This is a genomic window from Paenibacillus camerounensis (genome assembly GCF_000723885.1).
GTDB lineage: Bacteria > Bacillota > Bacilli > Paenibacillales > Paenibacillaceae > Paenibacillus_AQ > Paenibacillus_AQ camerounensis.
This window is the reverse complement of sequence record NZ_CCDG010000038.1, coordinates 41,707-66,729: the sequence shown is the minus strand read 5'-3', so window position 1 is coordinate 66,729 and position 25,023 is coordinate 41,707. Positions and strand designations below refer to the sequence as shown.

The following is a 25,023-nucleotide window of genomic DNA, read 5'->3' as shown; positions in this document are numbered from 1 at the left end:
CCGTATTAAATCTTACAGCCCCGGAGCTAAGTGCCCCGGGGCTTTTCGCTGTTCTTTTTTTACAGAACACCGCTCATATAATGATGAATCTGCTTATTCCACCAGTCCCAGTCATGATTCACATCATGCCCCCAGTAATCGACCTGCGCCGGAATACCTTTATTCTGCAGCAGCTCCTGAATCAGCCGGGTTTCATGCAGCATCTCATCTTCATAAGCACCCTGGCCGACACAGAGGATGATTCTGCTGCTGCGGTACTCGTTCAGGTAATGCTCATCCGCCAGATTCGGCAGATAGTGGAGCGGAGAATTGAGATAGACGTTCTCGCTCATATAATCACCGAAGAAATAAGAAGTGGAATAGACGCCGCTCAGGGCAATCAGGGTATCGAAGTAGTGCGGATATCGGAAAAAGAAGCTGCCGCTGTAATAGGCGCCCATCGAGCAGCCTGAAATCAGGATTTTCTGGTCATGCCCGCCGTTATTCCATTTGCTCTCCTGAAGAATGCCGGGTATGAGCTCCTGCGTGATGTATTTGTCATACTGCTCATGCCGGATTGCCTTATCTTCATGATTCCAGTGGGAGGAGAAAAACGTCTCCTCATCGATGCTGTCGCAGGCCCAGATCTGCAGCTTGCCGGCTTCAATGAACCCGGAGAGTGTCGCAATCATCCCGGAGTCCTCATACTGGTAGAACCGGCCGAGCGAGGTGGGGAAGACAAGCATCGGTTTGCCGGCGTGGCCGTATACTTTATACTCCATGTCCCTGTTCAGGTGACGGCTGTATTCCTTGCGGTAGCTTGTCCTCATCCGTTAACACATCCTATCCTTCTTCTTGTTGTATATATTTCACGATTTCTCTGACAGTCTCAAGGTCCGGGGAGCGGAACTGATAAGCGCTGTTGCCCATCGCTCTGCTGAACACTTCCTCAATCTCGGCGTAATTCACGATTTTGTCTCCATAGGTACGGTAAATGTCTTCATGGCTATGGGTGTAATGCTTGTGGCGCTTGCGGCTGGCATAGCCGGTGTAATACTTGCCTTCATGCGGACCGCCGACCTCATTACTAGCTACCATTCCGGCCCATTCCTTGTACACATCAACATCATAGGAGTAGTTAATGGCATCCGTCATCCAGGCACCGGGCGGCCGCATATTGACTTCGAGCGCAATGATCCGGCCATCCTTGTTCGATTTGAACAGCTCGATATGGAAGAACCGCTCCCTGATGTCAAAAGCCTGCAGAATGCTCCGCCCGGCCTCCTCAACCTCAGGACTGATGTCCTTCAGGCAGAAATAATACAGGTGGTTGTCTGTGTTGACGACCTCCATAACGCTGTTCTCGAACAGGTGGCTGACGGCAAACCGGACTTCTCCGTTACTGTCAACCAGACCGTCATAGGTGAGAATCACCCCGTCGATAAATTCTTCAATAATGAACGGGACATCCGCCGGCTTGTTATCAAAAAAGTGCTGCAGCTCAGCTTCGTTACTAATCTTATAGGTGTTGCTGGCGCCTGAGCCGAGGTCGGGCTTGACCACGAGCGGGAATCCGGCGCTCTTTATGAATTCATCCACGCTTTCCCGGGTGGTTCCGGTCGAGAATTGAACGGTGCTTACCCCGCTTTTGCGGAAAAATTCCTTCATTCTGGACTTCTGCTTCAGGTTCTGGACGAAATCGTTTTTGGTGCCGTAGATGTTAAAATCAGTCCGGATCGCGGCATCCTGCTCCAGCCAGTATTCATTCAGCGACTCAAACCGGTCGATCTTGCCGTATTTGTGGGTGAAATAGCCGACGGCCCGCAGAATTTCTTCGTAATTCTCAAGGTCCGATACCTTATAGTATTCCGTTAGCGCGAGCTGCAGCCTGTCCTCCAAATGGTCATATTCGGCGTCGCCGATCCCGAGCACGAATACCCCCCGGCGCTGCAGCTGAATACAGAAATCAGCACTGTTCTTAGGGAAATGCGGGGAGAAGAAAATAAAGTTAATGGTGACCAGCCCCTTTGGCTAAAATGTAATTCCGAGTCAATTCGTGTGATTAATTTAATCTAATCTACCAGCTGCGCCGCTTTTCGTCAATCCTTTTACAGAACTCAAATATAGGGTAGAATACAATAAAGCAGGTAAAAATAGGAGTTGTGATCATGTCTAATGAAGAAGTATTCTTGACCAAGGAAGGTTTGGCCAAGCTTGAGGAAGAGCTCAGAGAGCTGAAGGGACCAGGACGTAAAGAGCTTGCAGCCCGCCTTAAGCTGGCAATCAGCTATGGTGACCTTAAGGAGAACAGTGAGTATCACTCGGCCAAGGAAGACCAGTCCTTCATGGAGACCCGCATTATGATCCTGGAGAAAATGCTGATAAAGGCACAGGTTGTCGATGCCAGCAGCATGGATCTCAGCACAGTGAGCGTGGGCACTATTGTTATTCTTAATGATATGGAATTCGCCGAAAAGATTGAATACAGAGTAGTCGGCCCGGCCGAGGCTGATGTACTGGAAAACAAGATTTCGTATGAAAGCCCCCTGGGCAAAGAGCTGCTCGGCAAAAAGGTAGGCGACATTATCAGTGTTAATGCTCCAATGGGCGTCATCAAATATGAGCTTTTGGAGATCAAAGCAGACTAATGACTAGAAATCCCTGTTTCCCGGTTCCGGGGACAGGGATTTTTTATGTGCTCGTCCGCCTATAATACGAAGTCTCTCCATAGGCAGTGTCTATTAAGCATATTGCTTCCAAATCTTAGACGCTGCCTTCATCCGGGGGTATAGTAGGGATTAACTATTGAATAGAGGAGTCCTGTCCCTTGATACAGCAGGTATTATCGACTTTACTGGAGGTTATTGTGCCGCTGGCCATCCCTGTTACCGCAGGGGCGCTTCTGGCCCGCTATAAAAATCTGGATACAAAACCTCTGCTGACACTTTATCTATACTTTCTGACCCCGGCGATCATACTTGATACGCTCGCTAATGCCGAGATTTCCTTTGGCGATGTATATCAGACAATTGCCTTCGCGCTGCTAAATCTGCTGCTCCTGTGGCTTGTATCGGTTGTGCTCGGCAAGCTGCTGAAGCTGGCTCCGCCGGAGGCAGCCGGACTGACCCTGATTTCCACCTTTACGAATAGCGTCAATTACGGGCTGCCGCTTGTTCTGCTGGCCTTCGGCCAGCTGGGGCTTGATAAGGCTTCGGTCTATGTTATCGTCCAGATGGTTATTGTGAATACAATCGGCGTCTACTTTGCAGCCCGGTCACAGTTCAATGTGAAAAGCGCAGTGAAGTCGGTCTTCGCCCTGCCGGCTGTCTATGCGGCGCTGCTAGCCCTGCTGCTGCGGGGGCTGGGTCTGCAGCTGCCGCAGGAGCTGGCTTCAGGAGTATCTATGGTAGCAGGAGCGTATTCGCCGGTGGTGCTGGCGATTCTCGGTGCCCAGATGGTCAGGGTGAGAGCCGGACATACCGAACGCAATGTGCAGCTGGCCTTCTGGACAGGCCTGTCTGTCCGTCTGCTGCTGTCACCGCTGATTGCCCTGCTGGTTCTGCTGCTGCTTAATATCTCCGGCACCCTGTTCTCAGTGCTGCTGGTTCTGGCCTCCATGCCGGTCGCCGTCAACTCCGTTGTATTGGCCGAACGGTTTGGCAGCTCGCCCTCACTGGTATCGCGCTGCATCGTCTGGACTACGCTGGCTTCCTTCCTGGTGCTGCCGGTGCTGATTACGGCGGTTGGCAGCTGACCCATTTAGAATCCGGGCAGCCCGGGTCCAAATAAAACCGCAAGCTCCCCTTCATGGAGAACTTGCGGTTTTGTTTGGGGAGGAGTTAATCCATCCTAGTCCGGTGTGCCCTCCGTGACCTGGATGGTAAACACAAAAGCAGCCCCCTGCTCCATGCCTGTTCTGGCATAGATGGTGCCGCCCATCAGCTCAACAAGCATTTTGCAGATGGACAGGCCGAGCCCGGTCCCGCCGAAGTTCCGGGTAATGGTTGCATCGATCTGGGTAAAGGGCTGGAATAAATACATCATTTTATCGTCTGGAATGCCTATGCCGGTATCTTCGACTATGAACTCCAGCTGCAGCACACCGTCCATCGCCTGTCTGAGCCGGACGGTCACTTTGATGCTGCCGCTGGCTGTGAATTTGACCGCATTGCCGATCAGGTTGTTAAGCACCTGTCTTAGGCGGTTCGAATCTCCGACCAGCAAGGCAGGAATATTGGAGTCGATGACCATTTCCAGCTCCAGTCTGCGCTCCATGGCCAGTGCTCTGAACAGGTCGAGCGTTTCTTTAAGGCAGGATTGCAGATTAAACAGCTCGTAGTCAAGCTCCATTTTGCCGGATTCAATTTTGGTGAAGTCCAGAATATGATTGATCACCGACAGCAGCGCGTGGCCGCTGGTATGGATGATATCGGCCATTTCCTGATCGCCGGAGGACAGGTCCGAGGTCCGCAGTACATCAGACATCGCGATAATCCCGTTCAGCGGCGTCCGGATTTCGTGGCTCATCATGGCGAGGAAGCCGCTCTTAATCCGGAGTGCGACCTCGGCGGTTTCCTTCAGCTCGGTAAGAACGGTGTTGGCCGACTCCAGCTCCTGCGTCTTAAGCTGCAGCTCCTTGCGGTTCTGGAACATACGGACGAAACCGTCAATCTTGCTCTTCAGCACCAGGGGATGAAACGGCTTAGTCAGGTAATCAATTGCTCCGGCCGTATAGGCCATCATATAATTCTCCAGCTCCGACGTGAGCGAGGTCAAAAAGATAATCGGAATATCCTTGGATTTCTGGCGCATCTTGATCCGTTTGGCTGTTTCAAAGCCGGTCATATCCGGCATCAGGACATCCATAATAATCAGGGCAAACTCTTGCTCCAGCAAATACTTTAAGGCATCCATTCCTGACGTGGCATGAACCAGCCGGTATGGTTTATCCGTAAGCAGGGCTTGAACAGAGAGGAATTCATCGGGACGATCATCTACAACCAAAATATTAACAGGATAATCCATAGTTCCTCCCGGGGCACAATAAAATAGAAAGTGACAAATGGTGATAATGAAAAGCTATTGGATTAACCATACCTTCAGGACGGTGACCAGCTGCGTTGTATTAATCGGCTTCGAGATATAATCGGATGCCCCTGCCTGGAGGCATTTGGTGCGGTCCTCTTCCAGCGCACGGGCAGTCAGGGCGATGATGACGATATGATCATATTCCGGATTCTGCCGGATCCGCTTCATCGTCTCATATCCGTCCATTTCCGGCATCATGATGTCCATGAATACAAGCTGCGTCTCCGGATGCTTCTCCAGATGCGCCAATGCTTCAAGGCCGTTCTGGGCAAAGCTGATATCCATATTATAACCCTCAAGTACACTCGATAAAGCAAAAATATTACGCATATCATCATCGACCAGCAGAATCTGCTTACCGGCAAAGGCAGCTTCCGGGTTATGCAGCTTCTCTATCAGCTGCTGCTTGTCCAGAGGCAGGTCGGCATGCCTGCGGTGCAGGTACAGTGCAGTTTCATCATAGAGCCGTTCCATGGAGCGCACATTCTTAATTACAATACTTTCGGCATAATGCTTCAGGCGCTGCTCATCAGATTTACTGAGATCCTTGCCTGTATAGATGATAACCGGCAGTGTCTGCAGCTTGCGGTTGGTCTTGATCTGCTCCATTAGGTCGAAGCCGCTGATATCGGACAACCCGAGGTCAAGCACCATGCAATCAAAGTGATGGCTGCTTAGCTGCTCGAGGGCTTCACGTCCTGTGCCGACGGCAACAACGCGTACATCCGGATGGGCAATGAATTCGACCAGACTGCTGCGCAGCAGCTGATTGTCTTCCACGATCAGCAGGCTCTTCACCGGACGGCGGATATAGGTCTCGATCTGCAGGAAGGCTGTTTCCAGCTCCGACTCGTCGCTCGGCTTCTTCCAGAAGGAGAGGGCGCCCATCGCCAGACTCTGCTGGTTCTCTTCGGCAGTAGATATAACATGGACCGGAATGTGGCGCAGCTCCGGCCGGCTCTTCAGCCGGCTGATGATCGCCCAGCCGTCAAGCACAGGCAGATGCAGGTCGAGCAGGATAGCATCAGGCTTGTAGGCATAAGCGAGGGCAAGGCCCTGATCGCCCTGGAAGGCTACGATGGCCTTGAAGCCTCTGCTGCGGGCAAGATTAAGCAGAATTGCCGCAAACTCGGCATCCTCCTCAATGATCAGCAGCAGCGTATCCCCGTTTCCGAGGTTATTCCGGTCATCATCCATCTCTGCAAACTGCAGCAGCTTCGGATTGGAAATTGAAATATCGGGAACAAAGGATTCGCGGAATGAAGGATGCTCTTTAACTGCTGTGTGTTTAACCGGCGCAAGACTTTCGTTCGCAGCTGCCGCAAAAACGGACGGAGCCTTGGATAAGGCTACCTCATCCGGAAGCTCCACAGGAAGAGTCAGGGAGAAGGTGCTTCCCTTGCCTTCAACCGAATCCACCTCGATTCTTCCGCCCAGCATTCCAGCCAGCTCACGGCAGATAGTCAGGCCGAGGCCTGTACCCCCGTATTTGCGGCTGGTTGTGCCGTCGGCCTGCTGGAAGGCATCGAAGATACTATCCAGCTTGGAGGGGGCGATGCCGATCCCGGTATCGCTCACAGCGAAGATGATTTCATTGCCGCTTGTCCGGATCGACAGGGAGATGGAGCCGTGCTCCGGCGTAAACTTCAGGGCATTGGAGAGCAGATTGTTCAGAATCTGCTGTAGCCTGTGACCGTCGGTCAGCAGATGCTCAGGGAGCCTGCTGTCACAGTGTACGTCAAAGCGCAGATTCTTGGCTTTCGCCTGCTGCTCGAACCGGCGGTAGATATGGCTGCTGATATCATGAACCGGCACCGGCTCCATAACAGCCGTCATTTTACCGACCTCCAGCTTGGCCAGGTCAAGAATTTCATCAATCAGCTGAAGCAGATCTTTGCCTGCTGAGAATATAGTATGCACATATTCCAACTGCTTGGCACCAAGATTACCTTCTTTGTTCTCGGACAGAATCTGTGACAGGATCAGCAGGCTGTTCAGCGGTGTCCGCAGCTCGTGGGATACATTGGCCAGGAATTCTGACTTGTACTGGGCAGCCATAAAGATCTCTTCCGCCTGAACCTTGATTTCTTCCTTCTGCTGCTCTGTGAGCTCCATTTGGGTGAGCAGGCTCTTATTGGACACAGCGAGCTCCTCGGTCTGGGCAAACAGCTCCTGGGCCTGGGCCTCCAGCTGCTCCTTCTGGTCCTGCAGCTCACTCGTCTGTGCAAGCAGCTCGTTGGCCTGGTTCTGAATCTCTTCTTTTTGCCGGGAAGTGAGCTTCATCTGATCCTGCAGATTGCTGTTGGAGGTAGCAAGCTCCTCCGTTTGCGTGAGCAGTTCTTCCGTCTGCTCTTCCAGCTCCTGAGCCTGTGCCTGGAGCTGCTCTTTCTGGTTCTGCAGCTCTTCCGTCTGTGCGAGCAGCTCGTCTGCCTGCTCCTGAATTTCCTCTTTCTGCTGTGCAGTAAGCTTCATCTGTACCTGCAGATCCTGGTTGGAGGCTGCCAGCTCCTCCGTCTGTGCCAGCAGTTCATCGGCCTGAGCCTCGATCTCCGACTTCTGCCGTGCAGTCAGCTCCATCTGGAGCTGCAAATTCTCATTAGAGACCGAGAGCTCCTCGGTCTGTGCAAGCAGCTCCTGGGCCTGAGCCTGAAGCTGTTCCTTCTGGTCCTGCAGCTCTTCGGTTTGTGCGAGCAGCTCGTCCGCCTGAACCTTGATTTCGTCTTTCTGCTGTGCAGTAAGCTTCATCTGTACCAGCAGATCCTGGTTGGAAGCTGCCAGCTCCTCCGTCTGTGCGAGCAGCTCATCAGCCTGAGCCTCAATCTCCAGCTTCTGCTGTGCTGTCAGCTCCATCTGGTGCTGCAGATTGCTGTTGGACGCAGCCAGTTCATCTGTCTGTGCCCGAAGCTCCTCCGTCTGCGCCTCCAGCTCCTGGGTCTGTGCCTGCAGCTCTTCTGTCTGCGCTTCAAGCTCTTCCTTCTGCAGCTGTGTATGATTCAGCAGCTCCTCAATCCGGGCGACATCGGCCAGAGTGTTGATCAGCACGCCCATGTTCTGGCTGGTCCGCTCGATTAATTGCCGCTCTTTGTCGCCAAGCACCTTCAGGGTGGCCAGCTCAATTACAGCGACAACCTCGGCCTCATACACAAGCGGAAATACAATTAGTGTAGTGGGGAGTGTCTCCCCCAGCCCGGAATGAACTCTTATATAATTATCAGGCAAATCGTTCAGGATAAGCATCTGCTTGTCAACTGCACATTGGCCAACCAGCCCGCTGCCGAGCGCAAACGGTTCGCGGCTTACGGATGCTTCGTCAAAAGCATAGCCCGCCGTGAACTGCAGCCGGTTATGCTGCAGCATGTATATGGCGCCATAGCTTCCGCCGACAGCCGTTGACAGCCGCGAGATGAAGATGCGTGCTGCAGTCTGCAGGTGCACGGAGCCCTGCAGGCGCAGCGCCATCTCTGAAACCTCTGTATTAATCCAGGCCTGCTCCTCTGCCTTCAGGCGCAGAACACGCTCCTCGGCGGTCTTATGATGCAGATCAACACCCAGACGGTAAAAGGACTGGGCCAGCTGCCCGAATTCATCCTTGCCCGTAGTTATTCCTGAGGCATCCAGCGTGTCTCCGGCAATATTTGCAGATATAGACCGGATCTGTTCAATACCCCGTGTAACATTGCGGTGTATCAGTGTCATCATGCAGAAGCAGAGCAGAATGCCTGCTGCACCTGCGCCAAGGGACAGATATAAAGGTAATCCTTCAAGAGAGACTACTGCTATAGTAATCATACTGCTGAGCAGCAGTGTAGAAGTTATAGTTGCCAACCCAATCTGTTGCTTAATTTTCATGCTCGCCCGCCTTTATCTAGCTAGTTTTTATAAGTATACTTTTATTAGACGGGCGATGATAGAGGAAACACAGGGAAAACACCAGTTTAACCATAAATTAGCCTAATGATCTGGTTTGTTTATGACAGCTTTTTGTCTGTGTCCGGTCTGATTAACGCTTTCGCCGGTGTACCCTTTTACGCTTAAGCGGACCGCTGTTTACAGCGTGGCCGCCTGCACCGCCGCCCACCGCATGCTGCTGACGGGTATAGGGGCTCTCAATAGCAGAATTCGTCCCTCCGGCTGCCTTTGGGCAGCTTTACTGTCTGGCTGTTAACTACAATGACGATTTCCCTGACTTTGCTATACAGCGGAAGTGAACGGCTGGTAACGGTTATCCTGTCTTTTTGCCTGGCCATCTGCATCAATCTTTCCGGTTTGGATGTCTATAGCCTGCCGGTGTGGATGAAAATGGATGAATTACATGAAAAGTTGTCAAAATTCATCTGTTTTTTTCAGTAAAGGGGGCTTGTAAGGATCGTACAGAGCGTGTAAGATATACAAAGGTTTAAATACGGATATTCATATAACAACTCATATAATCTTGGGGATATGGCCCATAAGTTTCTACCGGATAACCACTGCAACTATCCGACTATGAGTGAAATAGCGCATCTAGGGTTCCGCTTCATCAGCTGCAATGCTGGCAGAAGGCTGGTCCAAGCGATGCGGACACTGCTGATGTGTTACACCGCTTAGGGACAAAAACCCAGAAGGACAGCTTCACTTGAGAGAAACGTTCAAGTGAAGCTGTCCTTTTTTTTGTTTCAGCCGTTCACCCAGCTGCAACAACCATTAAAGGAGAGAGGCTGCTGTTATGAAAGTATTAGAAGAACGTATTAGAAAAGAAGGCCTGATTCTGTCAGATACCGTGTTAAAGGTGGATTCCTTCCTGAATCATCAGGTCGATACCGGGCTTGCCCTGCAGACCGGACAGGAGTTCAAGGAAATATTCGGCCATTTGCCGGTTACCAAAATCCTCACGGTTGAGGCCAGCGGAATCCAATTCGCTATGGCAGCGGGAATTGCGTTCTCGGTTCCTTTTATTTACGCAAAGAAAAAGAAGGCCGTAACCTTATCCGAAGATGTCTATTCGGCCCCTGTGCATTCTTTTACCCGCGGGGAGGACTACCAAATCAGTATTTCGCAGAAATATTTAGGGCCTGAGGACAAGGTGCTGATCGTTGATGATTTTCTGGCCACCGGTGCCGCGCTGGTCGGGCTGGCGGATATTGTAGAGCAGTCCGGTGCGCAGCTGCTTGGCGTAGGCTGCGTAATCGAGAAGAGCTTTCAGGAAGGCCGGAGCCTGCTGGAGAAGAGAGGCATTGCCGTGCATGCGCTGGCAAGAATCTCATCCATGGCCCCCGGAGAAGTTCACTTTATTGCAAATGAAGAGCTGATTAAGGAGAGTGCAGGATGTTAAGCAAGCAGAAGATATTCGCTCTGGGGCTGCAGCATGTGCTGGCCATGTATGCCGGAGCAGTTATTGTACCGCTGGTTGTCGGAGGCGCGTTGAATTTAAGCGCAGAGCAGATGGCCTATCTCATTGCCGCTGATCTGTTCACCTGCGGCCTGGCAACGCTGCTTCAGGTTATGGGCAGCAAATACTTCGGCAGCGGCCTGCCGGTAGTACTGGGCTGTACGTTCACTGCTGTCAGCCCGATTATCGCCATCGCTTCAGGCTCGAACCTCGCAACCGCATATGGGGCGATCATTATTGCCGGCTTGTTCGTGGTGCTGGCAGCCCCTGTATACGGCAGGCTGCTCAAGTTTTTCCCCACGGTGGTTACCGGTTCGGTAGTAACGATAATCGGCCTGTCGCTTATTCCTGTAGCCATGAACAATGTGGCCGGCGGGCAGGGCAGCGCAGATTTCGGACAGCCGCGCAATCTGCTGCTGGCCCTGATTACGCTTCTGGTTATCCTTGCGGTGAACCGGCTCGCGACAGGCTTCCTGCGCTCCGTTTCTGTTCTGGTCGGTCTTGTAGCCGGAACCGCAATCGGCTACTTTATGGGGATTGTTGATTTCTCTGCTGTCGGTACCGCATCTTACGTAAGCATCGCCCAGCCATTCTACTTCGGCTGGCCGCAGTTCAGTGTAACGGCAATCTTCACGATGATTATTGTCAATATTGTATCCATGGTCGAATCGACCGGCGTATATTTTGCGGTCGGCAAGGCCACCGACCAGAAAGTAGAGAACCGGCAGGTTGTGAACGGGCTGCGCTCTGAAGGACTTGCTATTATGCTGGGCGGCCTGTTCAATGCCTTTCCTTATACGGCGTTCTCCCAGAACGTGGGGCTGCTCTCACTGACCCGTGTGAAGACGCGCAATGTCATCTTTGCAGCAGGAGGAATAATGGTGGTACTGGGACTTCTGCCCAAGCTTGCTTCCCTGACTACTGTAGTACCTAATGCGGTGCTGGGCGGTGCGATGATCGTTATGTTTGGTTCTGTAGCGGCCTCCGGAATGTCTATTCTGTCCGAGGTTGATCTGCGCAAGGACGGCAATCTGCTGATTGCGGCCTGCAGTATTGCCGTGGGCCTCGGCTCGGCCGTTCTGCCTTCCATGTTCGACCAGCTGCCGGAATTCGCCAGAATGCTGCTGCAGAACGGTATTGTCTCCGGGTCCCTGACGGCGATTGTCCTGAACATCCTCCTCTCCAAATCACAGGATGGTGCTGCTGCAGCGCCGGCGCCGGAAATGAAATAAAACTTACCAGTTCAAAGGTATAACAAGTAAGACCGCCGATTCCGAAATATAGGAATCGGTTTTTTCTTTATCACGGAAAGAATTTCAAGGTATAATTTTATAATAGGAATGATACCGAGCCAGAAGGGAGCCTGGGATATGAGTAAATATTGGCTTAGCGTGCTGGCCAGCCTGCTGCTGGTCTGCAGTGTGCCGCTGTTCTCCATCCTTCAGAATGTGATGGTCACACAGGATAAGCCGGTCTCCAGGCAAGGCATAATTGATCTGCGGCAATGGAATTTTCAGCGGGACGGGGAGCTTGCGCTGGACGGGGAATGGGAGTTTTACCGTGACAGGCTGCTGGAACCGGATGACTTCCGTTCAACGCATAACGGCGGGGGTGCTCCGGCAGTGTCTGCAATGATCCGGGTGCCGGAGAAGTGGAATACATACCTGTCGGATAATGGTACAAGCCAAGCCAAGGGTTATGCGACTTACCGTCTTCAGGCTGTTATTCCTGAAGGGGATGCAGTCGTATACGGCCTGCGGGCACTTAACATCCGCATGGCAAGCAAGATCTATCTGAACGGCCAGGAGATCGGTCATAGCGGCCTTCCCGCATCCGAGCCCTCTGAAAGTACAGCCAACAATATTCCTTACATGGGATTCGCCGCTGTTGACGGCGGCAGGCTTGAGATTATCGTGCAGGTGGCTAATTACAATTATTCTTCCGGCGGTATTATCCAGCCGATTATTATCGGGGATCAGAAATCCATAATGGAGCACCGGGAGTTCGCCTTATTTGTAGACGGGGCAACCATCTTCGGATTTTTTGCACTGGCGTTATTTCTGCTTATGTTCTCCAAGGTTAAGGCAAGCCGGGGAATCACTCTTTATCTGGGCTTGTTCAGTATCGCGGCTCTTATATACATCCTGACACACGGTGAAAAGCTGATTGCTGCCGTATTGCCTGGTCTGCCCTACGAGATCGTGCTTAAGCTTCAGCTCGCCTCTTCAACACTGGTCTATTATTATCTGCTCCGATATGTGGCGAATTCGGTTAACTATCCGGTACCGCAGGCAGTGATGAGAGCCTCCAGAGCCATTACGGCAGTGCTGCTGCTGACGGCGGTGTTTATTCCGGCGCAGTATTTCAGCTATCTGGAAGGACTGCTGTTAACGTGGGGCGTTGTCGCCATTAGCTTTGTACTCTACTCCATGATTGCGGGCACACTTCAGAACCGCAAAAATATGTTTTTAATGATGGTCAGTATAGAGAGCCTGAGCGTAGTTATCCTCTTTTACCTGGTCAGCTTCAGCGATATGCCGTTGCATTATTATGTGCTGTCCTATGAAATTATTCTGTTCGGATTCTTTCAGGCTATTCTGATGACCCGCCAATATGCGGCATCCTTTCTTGAAGTAGAGCAGCTGTCACGCCGGCTGCTGACGCTGGACGGACTGAAGGATGACTTCATGGCCGCTACCTCTCGTGAGCTTCGAAGTCCGCTGCAGGGGATCGTCAATATTGCCCAGACCCTGTCAGAAGGGGCAGCGGGGACATTGAACGCCCAGCAGAAGGGACAGCTGTCCATGGTTATGTCCACCGGAAAGAGGCTGTCTGCTCTAATCAATGATATGGCTGATTTTGCCAAGCTGAACCACGGGGATCTGTTCCTGCAGAGGCAGGCTGTTGACCTGCGCAGTGTCGCTTCCTCTGTCATTGAGGTTACCCGCCATGTTACAGGGAATCCGAAGCTGAGCTTCAGGCTAGAGCTGCCGGATTCCCTGCCGCTCCTTGAAACGGATGAGCAGCGGCTGGCGCAGATTTTATTCAATTTGCTGGCAAATGCAGTACATTATACCCAGCAGGGTGTGATAACTGTATCGGCTGAGGTTAAAGAAGATTATGTAGTTATCCAGGTCGCTGATACGGGATCGGGATTGCCTCCGGAGCGGCTGCGGACGATATTCGATGCCTACGATCCGCAGGGGGCTTCTGCACAGAAGCTGTACCGTGAGAACGGGCTCGGCCTGAGCATTACCCAGAAGCTCGTGGAGCTGAACGGCGGAAGGATAGAAGGGGAGTCAACACCGGGGAGGGGAACCGTATTTCGCTTTACGCTTCCGGTGCTGAATGAGCAGACAGCTTTCCTGGTTCAGGATTATCTGGAGATTACAGGCTGGGAAACTGCTGCTTCCGCTGAGCCGGTATCTGGCGAACTGGAGCTGGTGCTCAGCGAGGATTGCTGTACAATTCTGGTTGTTGATAATGACCCGGTTAACCTGCTGGTCCTCTCTAACGCTCTGCGGCTGGAGCGTCATCTGGTGGTGACGGCTGCCAGCGGTCCGGAAGCGCTTATGATGATGCAGGAGCAGCCGGATATCGATCTCGTTATTATGGACTGGGCAATGTCCGAGATGCCCGGGCTGGTGCTGTGCCAGGCTATCCGAGAACGGTTCATCTTATCCGAGCTGCCGATCCTTGTGCTGACTTCCGGAAACCGGCCGGAGAATATACAGGCCATCTTTGAGGCCGGGGCTAACGACTATTTGATCCAGCCGGTGGAGCTGCGCGAATTCAGGGCCCGTGTGCAGACGCTGCTCGATATGCGCAAGCTGATCCGTAAGTCTGTAGAGACGGAAATCGCCTTCCTGCAGGCCCAGATCAAGCCTCATTTCTTGTATAACGCGCTTAATGCCATCATTTCAGTATGTCCGGATGATCCGGATAAGGCGACAGACCTGCTGCTGGATCTCAGCATGTATCTGCGCAGCAGCTTTGACTTTCAGAACCGCGGACAGACGGTGCCGGTAGAGAAGGAACTGGAGCTGGTCCGGTCTTATCTGGCTCTGGAGAAGGCCCGGTTTGATGACCGGCTAAATATTGAATATGACTTGCCGGAGCGGATCAGGGAGCTGATTCCACCGCTCAGCATTCAGCCGATTGTAGAGAACGCAGTGAATCACGGGCTGATGCAGAAGGAAGCCGGCGGAACGGTTACGCTGTCCATCCGCCTGCTGGCGAGACAGCTGGTCGTTGCCGTAACTGACGACGGAATCGGCATGTCGCAGGAGCGGATCGCCGAGGTTCTGTCCGAAGAACGGACCGAGGGCGGCATCGGACTGAGAAATATTCAGCGGCGGCTGCTTAAAATTTACGGAACGGGCCTGATCATCGAAAGCGTTCCAGGAGCCGGAACCCGGATTTCCTATGCGATACCGCGGACAGACCCGGTACTAGAATGACCTGACAAGAGGTGAACCCGGCTTATGAAGGCTATATTAATAGATGATGAAAAACCGGCATTGCAGCATCTTGAACGACTGCTCCTGAAGGATGGCAGGCTGCAGATTACCGGTAAATATACCTCGGCCAGACTTGGACTGCAGCATCTGCAGCAAGAGCGTGCCGACATCGTTTTCCTGGATATCGGAATGCCGGAAATGAACGGTCTGGAGGCAGCCGAGCATATTATGCAGGCAGACCGCAGCATCCGCATAGTCTATATTACGGCTTACAGTGATTATGCCATTGATGCCTTTGAGCTGAATGCAGCCGATTATCTGCTGAAGCCGGTTACCGCGCAGCGGCTGAACAAGACACTGGAACGGCTGGTAGCGCTTGAAGAGCCGGCATCCGGGCCTAAAGAGCAGCCGGCTGGCGGAGCAGTGCAGGATAATCCGTGGATACTCTGCTTTAAGCGGCTGGAATTTCAGGACCGCAGTGATGCCGGCAGAAAAACGCAGTGGAGAACAAGCAAGGCGCAGGAGGTGTTCGCGCTGATGCTGCATCACCGCGGGCAGTGGGTGCTGAAGGATATGATTGTAGACCTCGTATGGCCGGATTTTAAGCCGGAAAAGGCGGTAACCAATCTGCATACGACCGTGTACCACATCCGCAAGCTGCTCAAGACCTGGGGGATGGATGTAACCGTAGAATTCTCACAGGAGCGTTACCGCCTGGTTACCGGTAATGTTGCACTCGATGCCGAGCGGTTCATCCAGGGCTGGCAGGGCGGCGCCGTAGCGGACGAACCGGACTGGCAGCGCCGGGAGGCGGTTCTGTCATTGTACCGGGGCGATTATCTGGGTGAGCATCATTATGACTGGGCAGAGACGAAGCGCAAGGAGCTGCAGGTTCATTATATTCAGATGTCCCTGCGGTCCGCTGAGTATGAGCTGGATACCGAGCGGCCGCGGCAGGCATTTGTCCGTCTGGCCGCACTGCAGGAGATAGACCCTTACTCGGAGGATATCTGCCGGCTGGTTCTGCGAAGCTACGCGGCTCTGAGCGATTTCCCGGGCTTCCGGAGGCATTATGAGAACTATAAAGCCCTTTTACAGAATGATTTAGGCATCGGTCCGGGCAGGATAATGGACAGCTGGGTACAGAACGCTTTCTAGCACAATTTCATGGTCTGGGCTTTACATAGCTGAGTTGCCCGCATAGTCATATGCGCTGCTGTCCGGCTATTTTTTTCATACCGGAGAGCTGGGTTTGCAGATCTGCGGAGGATGAAACGAAAAGAGGAAAGTTGCGTATCAAAAGCGTAATAGTTAACAGGAAGGAAGTGTAATTTCAGTGGACAATGGACTTAGTGTCGTTCTGTTTGAAAAGCTGCCAGAAGGTGACTTGAAGGTGATTGAGGAGCGGATGTGGAGCATGAATATGATTACGGCCCTGGAGCATGTCAATTACATTGTGGTCGGCAGCCGGGAATATGAGACGGTTGAGGGCAGGCTGAATGTAGATCAGGGTAAGCTTGAACTCCTCCTGGTGCCGATGCGCACCGCGGAGTAAAGCAACTGCAGGGAAAGGAGACAACGATTGTGGAGAAGGAAGATAAACAAGCCAAGGAACCCGCCAGAGACAGCAGCGGGCCCAGATTGCTGAGCACGGAAGGAAAGCCGCTGCGTGTGCTGTCAACGTCACTTGGCATTGCCCTGCTGGCGAATGCCATGTTCATTCCCGGAGGCGTCCATGCGGCAAACAGCTCAAGCGGGGAGCCGCAGCTGGTATCCTGGTCATCCGAAGAGGTCAAAGCCTATTTCGATGCGAATGTAGACTGGAACATTCCATATCCGGAGGATAATACGGAGGAGACTGTACAGGAAGGAGGCGGAGTCGTCACTTCCGGCAATACAACGGTAATCAATAATTACGGCGGCTACAGCAACGGCTTCGGCTGGGATGATGTGCTGCTCTATCACATGCTGTTCAACAGCGGGTCTAACTATTCCTCCAGGGGCTGGTATAATGACCGGCCAACCTACTACGGAGGGACACGGACCTCCTATAAGCCGCCGGCGTACAACAGCGGAAGCTTTCAGAACAAGCAGGTTGCCGGATCTGTAGTGAAGCCTAAAACTTCCACCTCATCGACCGGCTCGATTACCCGCAGAGGCTCGTCCTCGGCCGGCGGCGTCGGCGGAACCTCAAGCGGACTAGGCTCGTCAAGCTCAGGCAGCAAGTCAAGCTCCTCTGTTAAATCAGGAAGCTCCAAGAGTTCATCCTCCAAGAGCTCAGGCAGAAGCAGCGGTTTCGGCGGATGAGCCGGGAGAAGAAAGTCTTTGAGCTGCTGGACCATTCGGCGCTTGAACGCGCGCCCAGGGTTGAGCAGCTCCGGGAGCTGGGCTTCACCTGGGCTGATCTGGAGGAGGAGGAATACTGGCTGGATGCGATTGCGGTAATGTCAGCCGGGACATACAGGGAGCTGGCTGCTGCCTCAGAGAAGCTGTGGGGTGTTCTGGACAAAGCGGTGCGTTATGTCCACCGCCGGCAGGATCTGTATGAGCTGCTGGGCATTCCGCCTGTGCTGTGGCAGATGCTGGATGATACGCCGCTGCCGGAGCCGGGCCTTATCAGCCGTTATGCCCGGTTTGATTTTGCCGTGTCGGATGAAGGGGCCATTAAGCTGCTGGAATTGAACGCAGATACACCCACGGGTTATGTGGAGGCCTCAATTGCAACACCGTGGATCTGTGAGCAGGCCGGAATCAGCAGCCCGAACGGGGCAATGAAGGAGCTGCTGGCTGCAGCGTGGGGGATTGAGCGTCCTGACACCGCTGCCTGCGTTGCCTACGGCTCCCACCAGGAGGATTCAGGAACGATTGAGGCACTGGTGCGGCACAGCGGCCTGGATGTTACATGTATAGACTGCCTGGATCTATGGCTAGATCAGGGACGCGTGTACGACGGGCAGAACCGCAGAATTGAGCGGATGTTCGCCTTGTATCCGAAGGAATGGATGGCAGTAGATGAAGCTGGAGATGCGCTGGCCTATGCTATTGAGACGGGGAGCCTGAAGCTGTTCAACGGGCCTCATAGCATTTTGCTGCAGTCCAAGGGCCTGGTTGCCGCCGTATGGGGGATGTATGAACTGGGGCTGCTATACAATGAGGAGGAACGTGAGGCGATATCCCGTTATATTCTGCCTACCTATAATAAGCCGGTATTCTCCGGAAGCTTCGTATCGAAATCCGTGTTCGGCCGCGAAGGCGGCTCTGTCCGGCTGTTCGACGACAGCGGTGAGCTGGAGCTGGAAGACGAAGAGGGCTTCGACAGCAGTACACTGTTCCCGACCGTATACCAGAAGCGGGCTGAGCTGGCCCGTATTCAGTCTGCAGAGGGAGAGCTTCACCTGCTGACCGGCATGTTCATGATTAACGGACAGCCCTGCGGGCTGCTCGGGCGGGCAGGCGGACCCATTACAGGCAATGCGAGTCATTTTATTGCGTTAGGAGTGAGGGAGCTTGGACAGGAATAAAAGGAATTTAAATCGGCTGGCGGCAATGCTTGGCATGCTGCTGTTTGCGGTGCTGCTGCTTGGCGCCTGCTCGAGCAATGAGGGAAGCGTATTTCACACCGGGACTGCGGAGACCACTGACAGTGTGTCGCGCGTGCCCTGGGATTACCGGGTGGTAGAGAGCACGGTGGGCGATCTGATCGGCAGCGATATGACGGTGCTGCCGGATAACGAGCTGCTCCCCAATGACGGTAACTACGCTACGGGCGACACAATCTGGACGCTGCAGTATATGGATGCCGAGATGATTACCTCTGCAGATCAGAAGAATGAGGTCCGGCTGTCCGAATGGACAACACTTAAATCCTATCCGGACCAGAACACTGCTGCGGAGGATCTGAAGAACCTGAAGGTGTCAATCACAACCGATGTTGATCTTGTAGGGGTCTACAAGACCAAATATCAGGAGAAGACAAGGAATTTCGCTGTGCTTGAGCTGCCCTCGGGCAACCGGATCAAGCAGCCGATAGACGATGCGCGCTACACGGCACTGGAAAAAGCAAAAACAGCCTCAGTAGTGCTGGAGGAAGTGCATGATTTTGCCGATTATGATTCGGCTTATGCGAAATTTCGGGGGTGGGCGAATTGACGATAGTTATAAATTTGGCAGTCAGTGTCTTGACCATTATTCTGCTGCAGGTGCTGGGCATGGTTGTCTTTACCCTGATGACTCCGTTCAAGGACATGGATGAAATCAAAAAAGGCAACGTCGCTGTGGCGCTTGCGCTCGGCGGCAAGTTCCTGGCTACGGCGATTGTCCTGGGTGTAGCGGCATACACAAACACGTCGATCTGGCACATGATGCTGTGGTTTGCGGTAGGATATGTATGTCTGATTGCTGCATATTGGATATTCGAGCTGTTTACTCCGGGGTTCAGAATCTCCAAGGAGCTGGAAAAAGGCAATACAGCTGTGGGCACTATGCTTTGTCTGGTGTTCATCGGAACCTCGTTTGCGGTAAGCAGCCTGATTATTTAACAGCTGTGCGCGTCTGCGGCTGTCTGCCCGCCGGAAGCGGGACGGCAGCCCTACTACCTTAAGGAAGAGGGGGAGGCAGGTGCATTTTCTCCTCAAAATATCCGGCAAGCTGATTGCGCTGAAAAGAAGAACCGTTGCCATCATGATCCTTAGTTTCGTTGTGCTGAGTGCGACCCTTGCCTATATGCTTGAACCGGATACCTTCAGCAGCTGGTTTAATGCCTTCTATTGGGTTATGACAACGATGTCTACCGTCGGCTACGGTGATTTTTATGCGGCTTCGCTTCCGGGAAAGGTATTTACGATTTTCTTATACATTTTCGGTATCGGCCTCTTAAGCCTTGTTATCGGCAAGGTTGTTGAGGCTTTTGGGGAGATGCAGAGAAGGAGAGGAGCTGGGACCTTGAGCTTTCATGGATCGGACCATGTGGTGCTGATCAACTGGAGCCGGAAAACACAGGCTGCTGTGGATGAGATCCTGTGCTACGCGCCGAAATGCCGGATTGTCATCATTGACGAGACCGGCCGGCATCCGCTGGAGCAGATGGAGCAGGTGCACTTTATCAGCGGTGACGCCTCAAGTGATGAGATTCTGCTGAAGGCTTCAATTGGAAGCGCCAGGGCAGCCATTGTATTCGGTGATATCCGCATAGATGAGTCTTCCCTGATTGACGGCAAATCGCTGCTGATTGTCTCCAGCATAGAGCGGATCGCTCCGCAGGTACATACAACAGTAGAGATAATGCAGGAAAAGAATATCCAGAATTTCCGGCATGTCCAGGTGAATGAGTTCGTGGTGTCACATGATGCTGTCTCCAGGCTGGCCGTAAGATCGGCGCTGCAGGAAGGCAATTCCGAGGTCATCAGCCAGCTGCTCAGCCGTCAGCATGGCGATGATATCTATGAGGTGCCGCTGAATACAGACTGGAAGACCTACGGTGATGCCTTTCAGGCGCTGCTGCTGCAGGGCGCCACCCTGCTGTCCGACCGCGGAGATCTCGGTATCAACCGCAAGCTTAACCTGCCGGTTCCGGCAGATGCCAGATTGTATATTGTGTCTGATGAAGAAACTTACCGCAGAATTACAGGGAAATAAAATAGGCTGCTGTCAGCAGGGCTGCCCGGGGTACAAACCCCGGGCAGCCCTTTTTTGTACGGTTAAAATAAAAAATTCGGAGTGTGACTAGGAAAAAGGAATCATTTTATCGTTTTGGCACAAAATGATTTGAAATAGATTCAACTTTGTGACTTATATAACCGTAATATACTTAACGGCAAAAAACCCCTTTTGTAGAGGAGTGGTGATTTGGATAAAGGACGCAGCATATTAGTTGCCTGCCTGACGGTTCTAGCCCTTCTTGCCGGCTGCAGCAATAAGGCAGAGCCTGCGCCGCAGGCAACTGCAGCAGCCACATCCCGGACATCACCGGCCCCGGCTCAGCCGCCGGAAGGGATTCTTGAGGAAGAGCGCCAGCTTTATACTTTCATAACAGATAAGCTTACAGGCCCTTACGGGGTTTATACGAATTTGATTGATACGGACCAGACGGCAGAAGTCTCCACCGGCCATGAAGTCCTGAGTGAATCGGCCTCACTGATGATGCTGAGCGCAGTACGCAATAGCGAGGCAGAGGAATTCTCCAGACAATGGGAGCTGGGCAAGCAGGTATTCGGCATGGAGGGCGGCTTCAGCTACCGGTATAGCCCCAAGCTGGATAAACGGTATACCGTTAATGCCGCCGTGGATGATCTGCGGATGATCGAAGCCTTATATGAGGCGGGAGAACGGTTTGCGGAGCCTGAGTACAAGGAAGAGGCATCCTATTATTCCAGGCAGTTTTACAATAATAATAGTAAAGATAATTATATGTTTGACATATACGACAATTATTACCATAATAACAACGAGTTTATAACTTTATGTTATATTAAGCTGAGTGTTTTGCGAAATTTGTCGATTGATAGCGGATCTAAGGGTATTTTGATGCATAATATGAGTGAAATTATGGAGGGCGGTTATTTGTCAGATGATTTTCCCTTCTATGAGACGAGATTTAATTACACAACGGGGACGTACAGCTCGGAGAACATCAATACAGTAGAAGCGCTGCTGAGCATTCTGAATCTGACTGAGGTTGGCCGGCAGAACCCGGAGAGTCTCCGCTATATCAGGGAGCAGGTTGAGGCCGGTACGCTCTACGGGCAATATACGCGCGAAGGGCAGCCGGCAAATGATATACGCTCTACGGCCATCTATGCGCTGACAGCGATGATCGGGGCGGCAGCTGGGGATGCGCCGCTTTATGCCGCAGGCATAGAACGGATGAACGAGTTCAGGATTACTGATCCGGCCAGCCCGCTGTACGGCGGGTTTGGGGACACGGGAACCGGACAGGCGTACTCCTTCGACAATCTGATGGCATTACTCGCGTATTCCTATTCCCCCAGGTAATGAACTATAACGAACAATAACGAAGGTGAATCCGCATGATCTACAACACTGTGACAACAACCCTGCGGCAGAGCATTAGGCTTGCCGGCCTCCGGACGTCCCCGGCCTTTCTTGCGGCCTTCGGGGTATTGCTTATTACGGTAATTGCGCTGTTTACAGCTCCTTATATCGGGATGGCGGATAACGGCGATTATTTCCGCAATATCTACAGCAACGGGCTTTACTTCAGCCAGCCGGATTATGACAGCCAGTACTTTGGTTATTTTGTGAAGCATTTCGGAATCTATCAATATTTTAACGAGAACGGGGCAACGCTCGACTCGTCCCAGTCCATATTCATTAAGCTGGCTATCGGCCTGAATAAGCTGCTGTTCAGCAGCACCGTGTTCGACATCCGTTTTCAGGCAGCCATTTACACTCTGCTCTATGTGCTTGCCGTTTATCTGCTGGTAGAAGCTATTACGTGCCGTATGACGCGGAAGCAGGGGATGCTGTGCGCGCTTGTTGCCGTTTTTGTATTTGGCGATACCGGTTATACGGCTTATTTCAATTCCTTCTACAGTGAGAGCATTGTGCTGATTATGATGCTGTACGTTTTTGCGGCGTGGCTGCTGCTGTACCGCAAACGGTACAATGATTATTTCTTGCTGGCCCTGTTTCTCATCAGCGGGCTGCTCCTGACCACCTCCAAGCAGCAGAACGCCCCCGTGGGCATTATTCTGGCGGTGCTCGGCATCATGCTGTTCTGGGTAAGAAGGGACCGTATATTCCGCGGACTGACGCTGATCTCGCTGATCCTTCTAATGACCTCGGGAGTGCTTACCTATCTCAATATTTCAAAAGAGTTCGTCAATATCAACCAGTATCATGCGATGACCCGCGGGGTGCTGAAGGATTCGGCCAATCCGGAAACGTCGCTGAAATCGTTCGGGATCGATGAGCAGTACGCTATTCTCAAAAATAATATATATTATGAGCAGTACGGGACTGTTGATGTGAACTCTCCGCTTCTGGAAAAGGAGTTCTACAGTAAATACGGCTTTGTCTCAATTCTGAAATATTATCTTGCAAATCCTGACCAGTTCAGCTCTATCCTTGATGTGGCTGCACAAAGCGCTTTTACGATCAAGCCTGCGGCAATGGGGAATTATGAGCAGTCAGCGGGCATGGATTTCCGGGCGCAGAGTCACTTTTTTGCACTTTACAGCCTGCTTAAGGGTATTCTGGCCCCCAAAACCTTCGGGTTCATCCTGCTATGGATGGCGCTGGTAATCGGGCTGTACATGCCCTCCTTCATCCAGGCGCTCAAGGCACGCGATCCCCGGGGGATGCAGCGGATGGCGCTGATCGTTGCGAGTATGGCAGTAGGCTTGTCGGGTATTATGGTCTCCATTATCGGTGCGGGTGATGCGGATATCTCCAAGCATGAATTTCTGTTCACGCTGGCCTTTGATCTTGTCTCCGTTCTGGCGGTAAGCGGTGTGATCGGGCGCAGAGTGTCCGGCAGCCGTGAGCCGGCAGCCGGGGTGGCGCCGCGTATGCAGAAGGTGCAGAAGGGTGTCAGCGCATGAGCAGCTGCAGGCGGAACTTACTGCTGCCGCTGCTGCTGATGGCGCTCCTGCTGCTGCCTGCGGCACCTGCAGGAGCCACAGGGCAGGCATCTGCGGAGCAGCCGAGGGTATTGCTGCTCTATGACAGCCTGGCTTCAGGCACGCCGCGCGGGGGCAATATTCCCGAACTGCAGCGTCAGCTTGCTGCGTATCACATGCAGGTTACCCTGATATCCCTTAATCATTATGAGCAGGGTGCGATGAAGGGATTCTCTAACGTGATTACCGTCATTAACGACCGGGAGCTGGCTGTCAGTAAAGCAGCTGAAGAGGATATTGCCGGCTATAAGGGGCAGTATCTGCATGTCGGCTATAATCCGCCGGACGTAATGAAGCAGGCAATGAAGCTGAATACCGGCATGATCGCGGAGGAGAGCGCTAAGCTGACTTTTGGATTGTTCCGGGAAGAGAGCCTCATGCTGCGCCAGGTTCCTTATATTGCGGCAAGCAGCGCGGAGCGGGCATACGGCAGCCTGTCGCTAACAGGCAGCGGAACAGAAGTGCCCTACGCGGTCAGCTCCGGCAGGTTCACCTACGTCCCCTATCTGGAAGCAGGTAATGCCGGAAAGCTGGCGATGTTAGAGGTGCTGAAGGATTGGCTCGGAGCCGGTGCTCCTGCACAGACGTATCTGGTAATTAAAGAGATCTACCCGTTCTCTGATCTGGCACTGCTGGAGGAGCTGGCCGGCCGGCTGTATGAAGCCGGTGTGCCGTTTATCGCCAGTGTGCGTCCGGTATTCAGCAATACAGACTTTCCGGCCATGCAGCGGTATCTGGAAGCCCTTAAGGCAGTACAGTCGAAGAACGGCAGTATTCTGGTCAATGCGCCTGTGGTGATGCCTTCCATCAACAGCAGCGACCTTACATTAAACGGGAAGATGAACAGCTTCCTCAATCTGCTGGCGGATAACGGCATTGCCCCGCTGGGCATGGGTGCAGATATCAGCTGGACCTATGATAAGGAGTATGCGGCGGCAGGCATGAGCTTTTTTGACTCAGTGGTGCTGTTTCAGGATGAGGATGTGATCCACCGGGAGGAGACCAATGTTTCTACAGCGTTTGCCTCTTCGCTATACAGTGTAACGCCGGAATTTCTGAGCGGGCTTAAGCATGAAGGCAAAGCTGTGCCGCAGCTGCCGGCAGATACGGCTGTGACGGTGAACCTGCCGGAGGATAAAGCGGGGCTTGAGGCGCTGCTGCAGACTGTTAACAGCTACTGGATCACTTTTGCCGACTATAAACAGACGGGGCATAAAGTGGTTACCGACACCTACACGGTGGACTCCGCAGGCGGTGTAATCAGAGTAAACGGCAGTCCGATAAACGTCGACTATATGCCGGAGGCGGTGAGCAGTGATTTTGAATACCAGGAAGAGCAGTATCAGAGCTTCAAGGCACTGTTCAGCGTGCAGAATAAATTCTTCATTGTTGTCATTGCCGTCGCACTGCTCTTGTTCGGGGTACTGCTAACGGTCGGCTACAGGCTGTACCGGAAGAAATATTAGAAAGAAAGCCCGCGGGTAAGGAG

Annotated in this window: 20 protein-coding genes and 1 riboswitch; of the genes, 15 read left to right on the top strand and 5 right to left on the bottom strand. The window is 52.8% G+C overall.

Annotated features, from left to right (window positions below; translation table 11 throughout):
* Positions 1-59: 59 nt before the first annotated feature.
* The gene (locus BN3772_RS14445; protein WP_042200249.1) at positions 60-809 is read right to left on the bottom strand and encodes an esterase family protein; all 750 of its coding nucleotides are present in this window, start codon (positions 807-809) and stop codon (positions 60-62) included.
* 13 nt (positions 810-822) lie between these two features.
* Positions 823-1,911 carry an ATP-grasp domain-containing protein gene (locus tag BN3772_RS14440; protein ID WP_244444746.1) on the bottom strand — a complete coding sequence of 363 codons (1,089 nt, stop codon included), beginning with the start codon at positions 1,909-1,911 and terminating at the stop codon, positions 823-825.
* Positions 1,912-2,147: 236 nt separating this feature from the next.
* Between BN3772_RS14440 and greA the strand changes: the two genes are divergently transcribed.
* Together greA and BN3772_RS14430 are read left to right on the top strand one after the other, a co-directional pair.
* Positions 2,148-2,627 carry a transcription elongation factor GreA gene (gene greA / locus BN3772_RS14435; RefSeq protein WP_042181636.1) on the top strand — a complete coding sequence of 160 codons (480 nt, stop codon included), beginning with the start codon at positions 2,148-2,150 and terminating at the stop codon, positions 2,625-2,627.
* Positions 2,628-2,806: 179 nt separating this feature from the next.
* Positions 2,807-3,733 carry an AEC family transporter gene (locus BN3772_RS14430; RefSeq protein WP_042200245.1) on the top strand — a complete coding sequence of 309 codons (927 nt, stop codon included), beginning with the start codon at positions 2,807-2,809 and terminating at the stop codon, positions 3,731-3,733.
* Positions 3,734-3,828: 95 nt separating this feature from the next.
* On the opposite strand, the gene BN3772_RS14425 is transcribed toward BN3772_RS14430, so the two are convergent.
* The 3 genes from BN3772_RS14425 to BN3772_RS31045 form a co-directional block, all read right to left on the bottom strand.
* A complete protein-coding gene (locus BN3772_RS14425) occupies positions 3,829-5,004 on the bottom strand; it encodes an ATP-binding response regulator (protein ID WP_042200244.1) in 1,176 nt (391 codons plus the stop codon).
* A gap of 54 nt (positions 5,005-5,058) precedes the next feature.
* Entirely contained in the window at positions 5,059-8,916 is a 3,858-nt protein-coding gene (locus BN3772_RS14420) for a response regulator (RefSeq protein ID WP_086074582.1), read from the bottom strand.
* 257 nt (positions 8,917-9,173) lie between these two features.
* Positions 9,174-9,314: a hypothetical protein gene (locus BN3772_RS31045; RefSeq protein WP_209443654.1), complete on the bottom strand. Its 141-nt coding sequence runs from the start codon at positions 9,312-9,314 to the stop codon at positions 9,174-9,176.
* A 155-nt stretch (positions 9,315-9,469) separates the two neighbouring features.
* A riboswitch (purine riboswitch) is annotated at positions 9,470-9,573 on the top strand.
* A 199-nt stretch (positions 9,574-9,772) separates the two neighbouring features.
* Here BN3772_RS31045 and BN3772_RS14410 point away from each other — a divergent pair.
* From BN3772_RS14410 to BN3772_RS14350, 13 genes are all read left to right on the top strand, one after another.
* Positions 9,773-10,378 carry a xanthine phosphoribosyltransferase gene (locus tag BN3772_RS14410; protein WP_042200241.1) on the top strand — a complete coding sequence of 202 codons (606 nt, stop codon included), beginning with the start codon at positions 9,773-9,775 and terminating at the stop codon, positions 10,376-10,378.
* Positions 10,372-11,667 carry a nucleobase:cation symporter-2 family protein gene (locus BN3772_RS14405; RefSeq protein WP_042181628.1) on the top strand — a complete coding sequence of 432 codons (1,296 nt, stop codon included), beginning with the start codon at positions 10,372-10,374 and terminating at the stop codon, positions 11,665-11,667. The genes BN3772_RS14410 and BN3772_RS14405 overlap by 7 nt, the downstream gene beginning before the upstream one ends.
* Before the next feature lie 138 nt (positions 11,668-11,805).
* The gene (locus BN3772_RS14400; RefSeq protein ID WP_042200239.1) at positions 11,806-14,895 is read left to right on the top strand and encodes an ATP-binding protein; all 3,090 of its coding nucleotides are present in this window, start codon (positions 11,806-11,808) and stop codon (positions 14,893-14,895) included.
* Positions 14,896-14,919: 24 nt separating this feature from the next.
* Positions 14,920-16,053, top strand: coding sequence for a response regulator (locus BN3772_RS14395; protein ID WP_042200237.1), 1,134 nt, complete (start codon positions 14,920-14,922; stop codon positions 16,051-16,053).
* A gap of 178 nt (positions 16,054-16,231) precedes the next feature.
* Entirely contained in the window at positions 16,232-16,450 is a 219-nt protein-coding gene (locus BN3772_RS14390; protein WP_042200236.1) for a hypothetical protein, read from the top strand.
* 29 nt (positions 16,451-16,479) lie between these two features.
* On the top strand, positions 16,480-17,202 hold the full coding sequence (locus BN3772_RS14385; RefSeq protein ID WP_042200235.1) for a hypothetical protein: 723 nt from the start codon (positions 16,480-16,482) through the stop codon (positions 17,200-17,202).
* Entirely contained in the window at positions 17,199-18,416 is a 1,218-nt protein-coding gene (locus BN3772_RS14380; RefSeq protein ID WP_042200234.1) for a glutathionylspermidine synthase family protein, read from the top strand. The genes BN3772_RS14385 and BN3772_RS14380 overlap by 4 nt, the downstream gene beginning before the upstream one ends.
* Positions 18,417-18,441: 25 nt before the next feature.
* A complete protein-coding gene (locus tag BN3772_RS14375; protein WP_086074584.1) occupies positions 18,442-19,044 on the top strand; it encodes a hypothetical protein in 603 nt (200 codons plus the stop codon).
* A complete protein-coding gene (locus BN3772_RS14370) occupies positions 19,041-19,433 on the top strand; it encodes a DUF350 domain-containing protein (RefSeq protein ID WP_042200231.1) in 393 nt (130 codons plus the stop codon). Before BN3772_RS14375 ends, BN3772_RS14370 begins: the two co-directional genes overlap by 4 nt.
* 79 nt (positions 19,434-19,512) lie before the next feature.
* A complete protein-coding gene (locus BN3772_RS14365) occupies positions 19,513-20,529 on the top strand; it encodes a potassium channel family protein (protein ID WP_042200230.1) in 1,017 nt (338 codons plus the stop codon).
* A gap of 210 nt (positions 20,530-20,739) precedes the next feature.
* Entirely contained in the window at positions 20,740-21,885 is a 1,146-nt protein-coding gene (locus tag BN3772_RS14360) for a hypothetical protein (RefSeq protein WP_042200228.1), read from the top strand.
* 35 nt (positions 21,886-21,920) lie between these two features.
* Positions 21,921-23,456 (top strand): glycan biosynthesis hexose transferase WsfD, encoded by a 1,536-nt coding sequence (wsfD, locus tag BN3772_RS14355; RefSeq protein ID WP_042200227.1) that lies wholly within the window; start codon positions 21,921-21,923, stop codon positions 23,454-23,456.
* A complete protein-coding gene (locus BN3772_RS14350; RefSeq protein WP_042200226.1) occupies positions 23,453-25,000 on the top strand; it encodes a hypothetical protein in 1,548 nt (515 codons plus the stop codon). The genes wsfD and BN3772_RS14350 overlap by 4 nt, the downstream gene beginning before the upstream one ends.
* Positions 25,001-25,023: the final 23 nt, after the last annotated feature.